Genomic DNA, 12,591 nt, shown 5'->3' on the forward strand with positions numbered 1-12,591 from the left:
GGCTGGGACTTCCCAGCCGAGCGTTTCGCTTTGCTGGCCGCCGCGCCGTAGTCAGACGTACCGTTTGGTACCAGAGTGACCGGCGAGACGAAAGTGCCACCGAAATCCCGAGAGGCTCGCGGATCGGTACGTTCGGCTACGGCAGCCCGACCGGTACCTCAGGCCGGACCCGGCGCCCCCAGGATGTATGCACCGGTGTCCGGGTGGTGGTACCAGCCGCCGGCCGCACTCGTCCCGCCGTCGACGTGGATGGTCTGCCCGGTCACGTAGGCGCTCAGTTCGGTCGCCAGAAACACTGCCGCCCCGCCCATTTCGTCCACATGCCCGGCCCGGCCGACCGGGATGTTGTTCGCCGCATTGGCCATCGACTCGACCGCGCCGATGCGTTCCAGTCCCTCGGTGAGGGTGAAATCGGGGGCCAGGCAGTTGACCCGGATTCGGTGCGGCGCCAATTCCAGGGCGGCGGTCTTGGTGAAGTTGATGACGCCGGCCTTGGCCGCGGCGTAGGCCGCGTAGCCGGGGGCGGCGCGGGTGCCCTCGATGCTGCTGATGTTGATGATGCTGCCCGCGCTGCCGCGGTCCACCAGGGTCCGCGCCAGCCGCTGGGTGCACAGCAGCACCTGCGTCAGGTTCGCCCGGATCAGGCTGTCCCAGCCGTTGACCGAGGTGTCCAGAAACGGCGACTTGAAGGTCCCGCCGGCATTGTTCACCAGCACGGTCGGCACGCCGAGTTGGTCAACGGTGCGGGCCAGCGCCGCGTCCACCTGATCGGGATCCCGGACGTCGATGACGCAGGCCAGCCCGCCGATCTCGGCGGCGACCGCCTCCGCGGTCTCGGCGTCGCGTTCCCAGATCGCCACGGTTGCGCCGTACTCGGCGAAGGCCTGCGCGATGCCGCGGCCGATACCCGCGCCGCCCCCGGTGACGACGGCGACCCGGCCGTCCAGCGCGGCGGCGTTCCTGGACAGTGCCATCGGGATCCTCCTGGGGCGATCTGCGGTCAGCCGGTGCTCAGCACCGGCTCGCGGTGTTCGGTGAATACCACAGCGCACCACACCCTCGGGGTCACCACGGTCGACACCCCCGGGATCACCTCGGTCGACACCCTCGGGGTCACCAGGATCGTCGGCCCGGCGTCGGGCCCGGAGAGAAATGCGCCCCGGACCCGAGGCCACCGGACTCCCCTCGGGTCCGCCGGCGACGCGCCCGGGGCTGCATAAGGGGCCCCGCGTTGCCGTCGGGTCGGGGGGGTCGGACGACAACACGGGGCTGTGCGGGGTATCGCTGCCCGCCCGCCCGGCGTTACACCGGCGCTCAGGCCTCCATGATGGCGGTGACGCCCTGACCGCCGGCGGCGCAGATCGAGATCAGCCCGCGCACCGGCTTGCCGGTCGCCGCCTTCTTCTCGGCCAGCTGCTTGGCCAGCTGCGCGATGATCCGCCCGCCGGTCGCGGCGAACGGGTGCCCGGCCGCCAGCGATGAGCCGTTGACGTTCAGCTTGGACCGGTCGATGGCGCCCAGCGGCGCGTCCAGGCCGAGCTTCACGCTGCAGTACTCCGCGGACTCCCAGGCCGCCAGGGTGGCCAACACCACCGAGGCGAACGCCTCGTGGATCTCGTAGTAGTCGAAGTCGGCCAGCGTCAGGCCGTTGCGGGCCAGCAGTCGCGGCACCGCGTAGGTCGGCGCCATCAGCAGGCCGTCGGCGCCGCTGACGAAGTCCACCGCCGCGGTCTCGCCGTCGACCAGGTAGGCCAGCGGCTCGTGACCGTGCTCGGCGGCCCAGTCCTCGCTGGCCAGCAGCGCCACCGAGGCGCCGTCGGTCAGCGGGGTGGAGTTGCCTGCGGTCATGGTGGCGTCGCCGAGGCGCACGCCGAACACCGGGCGCAGCGTGGCCAGCTTCTCCACCGACGAGTTCGGCCGCAGGTTGTCGTCGCGGTACAGGCCCAGGAACGGGGTGACCAGGTCGTCGAAGAAGCCCCGGTCATAGGCGGCGGCCATGTTGCGGTGGCTGGCGGCGGCCAGTTCGTCCTGGTCGACGCGCTTGACGCCCATCTGCTTGGCGGTGATCGCGGCGTGCTCGCCCATCGACAGACCGGTGCGGACCTCGGAGTTGGCCGGGGCGTCCAGTCCCAGGGTGGCGGGCAGCCTGCCGGCCAGCTTGAGCCGGTCGACGTTCGATTTGGCCCGCCGGATCGACAGCATGGTGCGGCGCATCTCGTCACCGAAGGCGATCGGGGCGTCGGAGGTGGTGTCCACACCGCCGGCGGCGACGACCTCGTAGCGGCCAAGGGCAATGCCGTCGGCGCCGATCAGCGCGGACTGCAGGCCGGTGCCGCAGGCCTGCTGAACGTCGAAGCCCGGGGTGTAGGGCGACAGCCGGCTGCCCAGCACCGACTCGCGGATCAGGTTGAAGTCGCGGCTGTGCTTGAGCACGGCGCCGCCGATCACCATGGACAGTCGCTGACCGTCGAGGCCGAACCGCTCCACCAGCCCGTCCAGCGCCGCGGTGAACATGTCCTGGTTGGAGGCGTGGGCGTAGGCACCGTCGGACCGCGCGAACGGAATGCGGTTGCCGCCGAGCACGGCGACCCGGCGCCGGCCGGCCTGGCTTCCGGTGGATGCCTTGCTTCCGGCGGAAGCCTTGCTTGCTGAGGTAGCCACGAGATCTCTCCCTAAATTCGGCGTAAGTGGCGAGCGTCACCGCCCTGTCGGGCAGCAATACTACCCACTATTCTTACTCTGGAGTAAGTTAGTGTCCGACCGCATACCCACTGCGATATGAGAGGCAGCCTCCGTGGCCCCCAAGCTCCCAACCGACCTGTACTCGACCGTCTTCGGCTCCGGCCTCGGATCGCTGCTGGCCAAGCAGCTCGGCGTCCCGCAGGCGGAGACCCTGCGTCGCTACCGCGCCGGCGAACCCGCGCTGGCCGGGCCGCTGCTGATCGGCGGCGAGGGCCGGATCGTCGAGCCGATGCGCGCCGCGCTGGCCGACGACTACGACATCGTCGGCAACAACATCGGCGGCCGCTGGGCGGACCGATTCGGCGGCCTGCTGTTCGACGCCACCGGCATCACCGACGGCGCCGGCCTGAAGGCCCTGCACGACTTCTTCACCCCGCTGCTGCGCAACGTCGCCCCGTCCGGCCGCGTCGTCGTCGTCGGCACCACCCCGGAGCTGACCGGCAGCGTCGACGAGCGGATCGCCCAGCGCGCGCTGGAGGGCTTCACCCGATCGCTGGCCAAGGAGATGCTGCGCGGCGCCACCGTGCAGCTGGTCTACCTCTCCCCCGACGCCGCCCCCGGCGCCAGTGGCCTGGAATCGACCCTGCGCTTCCTGCTCTCGGGCCGTTCGGCCTACGTCGACGGCCAGGTGATCTACGTCGGCGCCGACGACGCCGTCGCCCCCGCCGACTGGGACAAGCCGCTGGCCGGCAAGGTCGCCATCATCACCGGCGCGGCCCGCGGGATCGGCGCGACGATCGCCGAGGTGTTCGCCCGTGACGGGGCCAAGGTCGTGGCGATCGACGTCGACGCCGCCGCCGACGCGCTGGCCGAGACCGCCGCCAAGGTGGGCGGCACCGCGCTGCCGCTGGACGTCACCGCCGAGGACGCCGTCGCCAAGATCACCGCGCATCTGGCCGAGCACTACAACGGCAAGGCTGACGTGCTGGTCAACAACGCCGGCATCACCCGCGACAAGCTGCTGGCCAACATGGACGACGCCCGCTGGGACGCGGTGATCGCGGTGAACCTGCTGGCCCCGCAGCGCCTGGCCGAGGGCCTGGTGGCCGGCGGTGCGATCGGCTCCGGCGGCCGGATCATCGGGCTGTCCTCGATGGCCGGCATCGCAGGCAACCGCGGTCAGACCAACTACGCGGCCACCAAGGCCGGCATGATCGGCCTGACCGACGCGCTGGCCCCGGGGCTGGCCAAGCAGGGCATCACCATCAACGCGGTGGCGCCGGGCTTCATCGAGACCAAGATGACCGAGGCCATCCCTTTCGCCACTCGCGAGGTCGGCCGCCGGCTGAACTCGCTGTTCCAGGGCGGCGAGCCGGTCGACGTCGCCGAGGCCATCGCCTACTTCGCCAGCCCCGCCTCCAACGCCGTCACCGGAAACACCATCCGGGTCTGCGGCCAGGCGATGCTGGGGGCCTAGCACCATGACCGAGCAGCCCAACAACCTCGCGAACATGCTGCGCGCCGCCGTCGGCGCACTGCCGGTGATCCCGCGCGGCGACGCCCTGCCGTCGCGCACCGTGGAACTCGACGACATCACCATCGACCCGGAGAACGTCGCGGAGTACGCCGCGGTGACCGGCCTGCGGTTCACCGACGCGGTGCCGCTGACCTACCCGTTCGTGCTGACCTTCCCGGCGGTGATGGCACTGGCCACCGGGTTCGACTTCCCGTTCCCCGCAATGGGTTCGGTGCACACCGAGAACCACATCACCCGGTACCGGCCGATCTCGGTGACCGACACACTGGGCATCACGGTGAACGCGGAGAACCTGCGCGAGCACCGCAAGGGCCTGCTGGTGGATCTGGTGTCGAAGGTCAGCGTCGGCAATGAGCTGGCCTGGCACCAGGTGACGACGTTCCTGCACCAGCAGCGCACCAGCCTGTCCGGCGAACCCAAGCCGGAGCCGACCAAGCAGCCGAAACTGCCGCCGCCCAACGCGATCCTGCGGATGACCGGTGGCCAGATCCGTCGCTACGCTTCGGTCGGCGGTGACCACAACCCGATCCACACCAGTTCGATCGGCGCCAAGCTGTTCGGCTTCCCAACCGCGATCGCGCACGGGATGTTCAGCGCGGCAGCGGTTCTGGGCAACATCGAGGCCCAGCTGCCCGATGCGGTGCGCTATTCGGTCCGGTTCGGCAAGCCGATCCTGCTGCCGGCGTCGGTGGGCCTGTACACCGACCGGGTCGACGACGGCTGGGACCTGAGCCTGCGCAACCTGAAGAAGGGCTACCCGCACCTGACCGGAACGCTTCGCGGCTAGGGCTTGGGGGCACTGGGGGACGCTGGTGCAGCGCACGGGGGCAGCGCTGCACCGCAAGAAGTGTCACCGTCGCGGAAACTTTTCCGCGGCGGTGACACTTTTTACCTTTCGCGGCGCGGAGATCACCACCGGGTCGCGGCAACAGGCCGTCGGCGCATCGAGTGGGAACTCAGGGACGTTAGTGAGAACTTTGGCCGGGTGCGCTCATCGAGTGAGAACGCAGGGACGCTGGTGAGAACTTCTGCAGGCCGGGTTCATCGAGTGAGAAACCAGGGCGCTTGGTGAGAACCCAGGGACGTTAGTGAGAACCCAGGACGGCGCTCGTCATCGAAAGAGAAACCTGGGATGCGTTGATCGAGTAGACCCAGCCACAATGTCTCACTCGATGAAAACCCCCGCCCTCGGTTCTCACCAACGTCCCTCCGTTCTCACTAACGTCCCTGAGTTCTCACTCGATTTCGGGCCCCGCCACAATGTCTCACTAAGCTCCCAGGGTCCTCACTCGATGCCGAGCCCCGGCAGAACTTCTCACCAGCGTCCCTGCGTTCTCACTCGATGAGCGCGGGCACCGACCGGAACCGCGCGGCCGCCAAAAGCGTCCCTGGTTTCTCACTCGATGACGGGGGCCACCAAGGAGTTCGCACTCGAGGCCCGCGAAACCGCCCGCGCCGCAAGCAGAAGCCCCGCAGTCCGCGCTCGCAACAAAGTCAGGTCGGAAGATTTTCCGGCTTGCCCTTCAGGCCCCGCCAGAACAGGTTGATCAGCAACTCGGCGGCATCGTCGACGTCGACGTCGCCGACACTGACCTGGTTCGCCACCGCCTCACCGGCGCCGACCAGCGCGACGGCGATCAGCTGAAAGTCGATGTCCGGGTCGGGATTTCGAGTGCCCGCCGACAACAGCCGGGCGACCATCTCGATGACCCGCTCGCGGCCCTCGCGCACGGTGTGGGCAAACGCCTGCGAACTGGTCGCCTGGGTGTACAGCACGATCCAGGACGCCCGGTTGGTGTCGATGTACTTCAGGTACGCACCGATGGTGTTGCGCAGCATGTCCCGCGCCGGCAGCGTGAAGTCGACCTCGGCGCCGACGGCCTCGATGAACCGGCCCAGTTCCCGATCCAGCACCGCGCCGAACAGGTCCTCCTTGGAGCCGTAGTACAGGTACAACATCGGTTTGGAGATCTCCGCGCGCGCGGCGATCGCGTCCATCGACGTCTCGTGGTAGCCGCTGACCGAGAACTCCTGGACCGCGGCGTCGAGCATCTGCTGTTCGCGCACCGCGCGCGGCAGCCGCTTCGTTCCGCCGGCCATCTGTCACCTCCCGATCCGAATCCGGACACAGAGTATGCGGCCGATCAGCAGGGCAGCGCCCCGCCCTTCATCGCCACCGCACGGCGCAGCGCCTCGTCGACCCGGGCCTGCGGCAGCTCACCGGAGTTCACCGCGGCCTCCAACCGGTCCAGCACCGCGGGCACCTCGGCGGTGGTCACCCACAGCGCGACATCAGCACCGGCGGCCAGCGCCTTGAGCACCGCCTCCGGCACCGGGTAGACATCGCTGATCGCCTGCATCGAGGACAGGTCGTCGGTGAACACCGCACCGCCGAAGCCCATCTGGCGCAGCAGCCCGTAGGCCGCCGGGCTCAGCGAGGACTGCTGGCCGCCGGTCAGCCCGGGCACCGCCATGTGGCCGACCATCACCGCGGCCGGCCCGGCCCCGATCAGCGCCCGGTACGGCACCAGGTCGCTGGTCTCCAGATCGGCCAGCGGCGGGGTGGTCACGCCGCCGGTGTGCGAGTCTCCGGAGGCCCGGCCGTGACCGGGGAAGTGCTTGTAGACCGGCAGCAGTCCGCCGTCGCGCAGCCCGGCTGCATAGGCGCCGGCGTACTCGGTGACGACGTTCGGGTCGCCGCTGAAGGAGCGGTCACCGATCGCGCCGTCGGCGTCGCCGGCGGTGACGTCGAGCACCGGGGCGAAGTCAATGGTGATGCCCAGCCCGGACATCTTGCGGGCCCGCTCGGCGGCGATCGCCCGGACCTGCTCGGGGGTGTTGTTCGCGGCCAGCTCGCGCGGCGACGGCTGGGCGCCGATGACCGACTTCAGCCGGGACACCCGGCCGCCTTCCTCGTCGACGCTGACGGCCAGCGGGATCGCGCCGGCGGCGGCCTTGACCTCGGCCAGCGGGCCGCCCAGCATCGACAGGTCGGTCCAGCTGCCGATGAAGATGCCGCCGACGTGATGTTCGGTGACCACGGCCCGGGCGTCGGCGGCGTTGCGCACCCCGACCATCAGCAGCTGGGCCAGCTGATCGCGCAGCGACAGGGTGCCGCAGACCGGGGCCTTCGGCGCCGGGGCCAGCGTGCGGGCGGCCGGTGTGACCGGGGGCGCGGCGTGCGCGACACCCACACCGCCGTCGGAACCGGCACGGACCTGCAGCCCGATCACCACCGCGGCGACCATCGCCACAACGGCCAGGAAACTGAGGATGATGGTGCGCGGGCGGGTGGCTACGCGGGCGGCGTTGCCCTTCTTCGGGGACGTCGACATGGCCGGAATCCTAACCCGCGCGCCCCGCAGAACCCGCTTCGCCGCCGGACCCAGGTGATAGTCATGAGGGATGACCGTCGTCGTCATCGCCTACGACGGCACCCCGAACGCGCGGCGTGCCGTGGGCTTCGCCGCACGCTTTCTCGCCCCGCACCGCACCGTCGTGCTGACCGTCTGGCAGCCGCTGCGGCAGCCGACCGAGCAGGCCAGCTACGACCTCGACGGCCCGCCGGACCCGCGCGACCCCGACGACGTGGACATCGCCCTGGCCGACGCCCAGCGCACCAACGACGAGGGCATCGCGCTGGCCCGCAGCTCCGGTCTGCCCGCCGAGCCACTGTGCGTGGCGGTCCGCTCCACGGTGTGGCGCACCATCATCGACACCGCCGACCGGCTCGACGCCGACCTGATCATCACCGGCACCCGCGGCACCACCGGATTCCGGGCCCTGCTGCAGTCCAGCATCGCCGACCGGGTGCTGCGCCGCGGCCGCCGACCGGTGCTCATCATTCCGCCCGGGCCCGCGTCCTGACCGGGGCGCAACGGGTGTCATCTGCTAGGTTGGCGGGCGACTCAACCATCCGTCGTCCCCGCCGAGGAGAGCCCACATGACCCGGTTCGTGGTGCCGGCCGCCGCCAGCATCGTGGTCGGCCTGCTGCTCGGCGCGGCCGGTGTGTTCGGCGTGACGCTGATGGTGCAGCAGGACACCAAGCCCCCGGTGTCCGCCGGCAACCCGGATTCGGCCGTGCTCAACCGCGTCGAATACGGCGAGCGGAAATAACCGCAGGCACCGCCGCATCACCGACCCTTCGGGGCGGGTCGGACCCGGGTGCACCGCGGCCCGGCCTGTCCCGACGCTGGTTGTGGCTGGTCGGCGCGCTCGCGCTGATCCTGACCTTCGCGCAGTCCCCCGGCCTGATCTCCCCGGACACCAAGCTCGACCTGACCGCCAACCCGCTGCAGTTCCTGGGCCGGGCGGCGAACCTGTGGAACTCCGACCTGCCGTTCGGGCAGACCCAGAACCAGTCCTACGGCTACCTGTTCCCGCACGGCACCTTCTTCGCGCTCGGTGATTTGCTCGGCCTGCCCGGCTGGGTCACCCAGCGGCTGTGGTGGGCACTGCTGCTGGCCGCCGGGTTCTGGGGGCTGCTGCGGTTGGCCGAGGCACTCGGCATCGGCACCACCTCCTCGCGGGTGGTCGCCGCGACCGCGTTCGCGTTGTCGCCGCGGGCGCTGACCACGCTGGGCTCCATCTCCTCGGAGACGCTGCCGATGCTGCTGGCACCGTGGGTGCTGCTGCCGGTGGTGCTGGCGTTCCGCGGCGACGGCACCACGCCGCGGGTGCTGGCCGCCCGGTCCGCCGTCGCGCTGGCCCTGATGGGCGCGGTCAACGCGGTCGCGACGCTGACCGCCTGCCTGCCCGCGCTGATCTGGTGGGCCGCGCACCGCCCCAATCGACGCTGGTGGCGGTTCTCCGGCTGGTGGCTGGCCGCCAGCGCACTGGCCGTCACCTGGTGGCTGATCCCGCTGCTGCTGCTCGGCCGGATCAGCCCGCCGTTCCTGGACTTCATCGAATCCTCCGGGGTGACCACCCGGTGGGCGTCGCTGACCGAGGTGCTGCGCGGCACCGACAGCTGGACCCCGTTCGTCGCACCGGACGCCACCGCGGGCAGCTCCCTGGTCACCGGGTCGGTCGCGGTGCTGGCCACCACCCTGGTCGCCGCCGGCGGGCTGGCCGGGCTGGCCCTGCGCAGCATGCCGGCCCGCGGCCGGCTGATCACCATGCTGCTGATCGGGGTGGCGCTGCTGGCCGCCGGGTACGCCGGCGGGCTGGGCTCCCCGATCGCCGAGCAGGTGCAGAACTTCCTGGACGGGCCCGGGGCCCCGCTGCGCAACGTGCACAAGCTGGAACCGGTGATCCGGATCCCGATCGTGCTGGGCATCGCCCACCTGCTCGGCCGCATCCCACTGCCCGGCGCCGCCCCCACCGCGGTGTGGCGGCGGGCCTTCACCCATCCCGAGGAGGACCGCCGGGTCGCGGTCGGGATCGTGGTACTGGCCGCGCTGGCCGCGGCGACGTCGCTGGCCTGGACCGGCCGGCTGCTGCCGCCCGGCGGGTTCACCGCCATCCCCGACCACTGGCAGCAGGCCGCCGACTGGATCACCGGGCACAACACCGGCGACCCCCTGGCATCCCGGGTGCTGGTGGTGCCCGGCGCCCCGTTCGCCAACCAGACCTGGGGCAACAGTCACGACGAACCGCTGCAGGTGCTGGCCACCACGCCGTGGGGGGTCCGCGACTCCATCCCGCTGAACCCGCCGCAGACCATCCGGGCGCTGGACTCGGTGCAGCGGCTGCTGGCCGCGGGCCGGCCGTCGGCCGGACTGGCCGACACGCTGGCCCGGCAGGGAATCGGCTACCTGGTGGTCCGCAACGACCTGGACCCCGACGCCTCCCGGTCGGCGCGGCCGATCCTGGTACACCGCGCCGTCGACGGCTCCCCCGGCCTGGAGAAGGTCGCCGAGTTCGGCGAGCAGGTCGGTCCCGGCCTGCTGGAGGGCTTCATCACCGACAGCGGGCTGCGGCCGCACTACCCGGCCGTCCAGATCTACCGGGTCACCGGCGCCGGCAACGCGATGTCGCCCTACCTGGCCGACATCGCCGCGATGCCCCGCATCGACGGCGGGCCCGAGGCGCTCGCCCGACTCGACGAACGCCGCCGGCTGCGGCACCGACCGCCGCTGGGGCCGGTGCTGCTGACCCAGGACGCGGTCGCCGCCGGGCTGCCCACCCCGCTGGTCACCGTCACCGACACCCCGGTGGACCGGGAGACCGACTACGGCCGGGTCGACGACCATTCCTCGGCCGCCCGCGCCGACGGCGACGCCCGGCACACCCACAATCGGTCCAAGGACTACCCGGCGCCCGGGGCGGCGCCGGTGCACGCCGGCTGGACCGGCGGCCGGCTGACCGTCTCCAGCTCCGCGGCGGATTCCACCGCGCTGCCCGTCGTCGCACCGTCGACCGGGGCACCGGCGGCGATCGACGGGGACAGCGCGACCGCCTGGGTGTCCAACTCGCTGCAGGCCGCGGTCGGCCAGTGGCTGCAGGTCGACTTCGACCATCCGGTCACCAACGCCACCGTGTCGATCACCCCGAGCGCCACCGCCGTCGGCGCCCAGGTCCGCCGGATCGAGATCTCCACCAGCAACGGCACCACCTCGCTGCGGTTCGACGAGCCCGGCCGGCCGCTGATCGTCGCGCTGCCCTACGGCGAGACCCCGTGGGTCCGGATCACCGCCACCGGCACCGACGACGGCAGTTCCGGCGTGCAGTTCGGCATCACCGACCTGTCCGTCACCCAGTACGACGCGTCCGGGTTCGCCCACCCGGTGAACCTGCGGCACACCCTGCTGGTGCCCGGCCCGCCGGCCGGCGCCGCGGTCGCCGACTGGGACCTGGGCCAGGAGCTGCTCGGCCGGCCCGGCTGCGCGGCGGGCACCGACGCCGTGCACTGCGCGGCCGCGATGGCGGTGGCACCGGAGGAACCGGTGAACCTCAGCCGCACCCTGACCGTGCCCGAGCCGACCACGGTGGTCCCGACGGTGTGGGTCCGCCCGCGCCAGGGCCCCACGCTGGCCGACCTGATCCGCGCGCCAGGCGCCAGCTACGCCGAGGGCGACTCCGATGCCGTCGACGTGGCGGGCTCGGCGTACGCCGCCACCGACGGCGACCCGCGCACCTCCTGGACCGCGCCGCAACACTTCGTGCCCGGCCACGGCAGCCCGACGCTGACGGTGCGGCTGCCGGCGGCCACCGAGGTCGGCGGGCTGCGGCTGACGCCGAGCGCCGCGACGCTGCCGACCCACCCGAGCCTGGTCGCCGTCGACCTCGGCACCGGCCCGCAGGTGCGATCCCTGCAGACCGACGGGCCGACCACGCTCACGCTGACCCCGCACCGCACCGACACCATCCGGATCAGCCTGCTGGACTGGACCGACGTGATCGACCGCACCGCGCTGGGCTTCGACCAGCTCAAACCGCCCGGCCTGGCCGAGCTGGTGGCGCTGACCCCCGGCGGCACCGCCATCGCGCCCGCCGACACCGCCGTCAACGCCGACCGGGTGGTGACGCTGGCCTGCGGCCGGGGCCCGGTGATCGGCCTGGCCGGGCAGTTCGTGCAGACCTCGGTGCGCACCACCGTCGGCGCGCTGCTGGCCGGCGAACCCATTCCGGCGCGGCCGTGCCGCACCGCGCCGATCGCGCTGCCGGCCGGCCCGCAGGAGCTGATCATCAGCCCCGGGCAGGCGTTCGTCGTCGACGGCGCCGAACTGGCCACCCCGCTGGCCGCCCGGGTGCCGACCGCGCACGCCGAGCCGGCGCCGACCGGGGCGTGGTCCACCGACCGTCGCGAGGTGCGGGTGTCCGCGGCGCCGGGCGAGCGGGCCCTGGTGGTGCCCGAGAGCGTCAGCCCCGGCTGGACCGCCCGCGGCCCGGACGGGTCGGTGCTGCGGCCGCTGATCGTCAACGGCTGGCAGCAGGGCTGGGTGGTGCCGGCCGGCGCCGACGGCACGGTCACGCTGAGCTTCGGCTCCAACACCGCCTACCGGGCCGGGCTGGCCGGCGGCCTGGCGCTGCTGCCGCTGTTGCTGCTGCTGGCCCTATGGCCGGCCCGGCGGACCGAGCGGGGCGCGCCGCCTGCCCCCTGGGCCCCGCCGCCCGCGGTGGCGACCGCCGGGATGCTGGTGGCCGGGACCCTGATCTCCGGGCCGGCCGGGCTGGCGGTGTTCGCCGGCGCCGCCGGGCTGCGGTATCTGCTGGCCGATCGCCCGCGGGCGACCCGGTGGGTGACCCTCGGCGGGGTGCCGGCCGGGCTGATCCTGGCCGGCTGCGTGCTGTCGCGGTATCCGTGGCGCTCGGTGGACGGCTACGTCGGGCATTCCGCCGGGGTGCAGCTGCTGGCGCTGATCTCGGTCGCGCTGCTGGCCGCCTCCGTCCTGCCGTACTCGCCGAGGGCAGCTCGGCAGTAAGCAAC

At 72.1% G+C, this 12,591-nt stretch carries 9 protein-coding genes; 5 read left to right on the forward strand and 4 right to left on the reverse strand.

Annotated features, from left to right (window positions below; translation table 11 throughout):
* Positions 1-158 precede the first annotated feature (158 nt).
* Both G6N10_RS12210 and G6N10_RS12215 read right to left on the reverse strand, forming a co-directional pair.
* The gene (locus tag G6N10_RS12210; RefSeq protein ID WP_085097309.1) at positions 159-974 is read right to left on the reverse strand and encodes an SDR family NAD(P)-dependent oxidoreductase; all 816 of its coding nucleotides are present in this window, start codon (positions 972-974) and stop codon (positions 159-161) included.
* Positions 975-1,314: 340 nt separating this feature from the next.
* Complete coding sequence (locus tag G6N10_RS12215; protein ID WP_085097306.1) at positions 1,315-2,661, reverse strand: acetyl-CoA C-acetyltransferase; 1,347 nt, start codon at positions 2,659-2,661, stop codon at positions 1,315-1,317.
* 133 nt (positions 2,662-2,794) lie between these two features.
* Here G6N10_RS12215 and G6N10_RS12220 point away from each other — a divergent pair, with 133 nt between their 5' ends.
* Together G6N10_RS12220 and G6N10_RS12225 are read left to right on the forward strand one after the other, a co-directional pair.
* Positions 2,795-4,159 carry a 3-oxoacyl-ACP reductase gene (locus G6N10_RS12220; protein ID WP_085097303.1) on the forward strand — a complete coding sequence of 455 codons (1,365 nt, stop codon included), beginning with the start codon at positions 2,795-2,797 and terminating at the stop codon, positions 4,157-4,159.
* Positions 4,160-4,163: 4 nt separating this feature from the next.
* A complete protein-coding gene (locus G6N10_RS12225; RefSeq protein WP_085097299.1) occupies positions 4,164-5,006 on the forward strand; it encodes a MaoC/PaaZ C-terminal domain-containing protein in 843 nt (280 codons plus the stop codon).
* A 707-nt stretch (positions 5,007-5,713) separates the two neighbouring features.
* On the opposite strand, the gene G6N10_RS12230 is transcribed toward G6N10_RS12225, so the two are convergent.
* Entirely contained in the window at positions 5,714-6,319 is a 606-nt protein-coding gene (locus G6N10_RS12230; protein ID WP_085097296.1) for a TetR/AcrR family transcriptional regulator, read from the reverse strand.
* Positions 6,320-6,363: 44 nt separating this feature from the next.
* Positions 6,364-7,467, reverse strand: a complete 1,104-nt coding sequence (locus G6N10_RS12235; RefSeq protein ID WP_109750548.1) for a glycoside hydrolase family 3 N-terminal domain-containing protein — start codon at positions 7,465-7,467, stop codon at positions 6,364-6,366.
* A gap of 157 nt (positions 7,468-7,624) precedes the next feature.
* Between G6N10_RS12235 and G6N10_RS12240 the strand changes: the two genes are divergently transcribed.
* The 3 genes from G6N10_RS12240 (at position 7,625) to G6N10_RS12250 (ending at position 12,586) form a co-directional block, all read left to right on the forward strand.
* Positions 7,625-8,086, forward strand: coding sequence for a universal stress protein (locus G6N10_RS12240; protein ID WP_085097290.1), 462 nt, complete (start codon positions 7,625-7,627; stop codon positions 8,084-8,086).
* 76 nt (positions 8,087-8,162) lie between these two features.
* Positions 8,163-8,336: a DUF2613 domain-containing protein gene (locus tag G6N10_RS12245; RefSeq protein WP_085097287.1), complete on the forward strand. Its 174-nt coding sequence runs from the start codon at positions 8,163-8,165 to the stop codon at positions 8,334-8,336.
* A gap of 65 nt (positions 8,337-8,401) precedes the next feature.
* Positions 8,402-12,586 carry an alpha-(1->3)-arabinofuranosyltransferase gene (locus tag G6N10_RS12250; RefSeq protein ID WP_179962895.1) on the forward strand — a complete coding sequence of 1,395 codons (4,185 nt, stop codon included), beginning with the start codon at positions 8,402-8,404 and terminating at the stop codon, positions 12,584-12,586.
* The last annotated feature ends 5 nt before the right edge of the window (positions 12,587-12,591 follow it).

It is taken from the genome of Mycolicibacterium fallax (assembly GCF_010726955.1).
GTDB classification, from domain to species: Bacteria; Actinomycetota; Actinomycetes; order Mycobacteriales; family Mycobacteriaceae; genus Mycobacterium; species Mycobacterium fallax.

What these genes read in the sequence shown, in the direction of transcription:
- G6N10_RS12245 (WP_085097287.1), top strand. Translation starts at nt 8,163, where the DNA reads ATGACCCGGTTCGTGGTGCCGGCCGCCGCCAGCATCGTGGTCGGCCTG.
- G6N10_RS12230 (WP_085097296.1), bottom strand. Translation starts at nt 6,319, where the DNA reads ATGGCCGGCGGAACGAAGCGGCTGCCGCGCGCGGTGCGCGAACAGCAG.
- G6N10_RS12240 (WP_085097290.1), top strand. Translation starts at nt 7,625, where the DNA reads ATGACCGTCGTCGTCATCGCCTACGACGGCACCCCGAACGCGCGGCGT.
- G6N10_RS12235 (WP_109750548.1), bottom strand. Translation starts at nt 7,467, where the DNA reads ATGGTCGCCGCGGTGGTGATCGGGCTGCAGGTCCGTGCCGGTTCCGAC.
- G6N10_RS12225 (WP_085097299.1), top strand. Translation starts at nt 4,164, where the DNA reads ATGACCGAGCAGCCCAACAACCTCGCGAACATGCTGCGCGCCGCCGTC.
- G6N10_RS12210 (WP_085097309.1), bottom strand. Translation starts at nt 974, where the DNA reads ATGGCACTGTCCAGGAACGCCGCCGCGCTGGACGGCCGGGTCGCCGTC.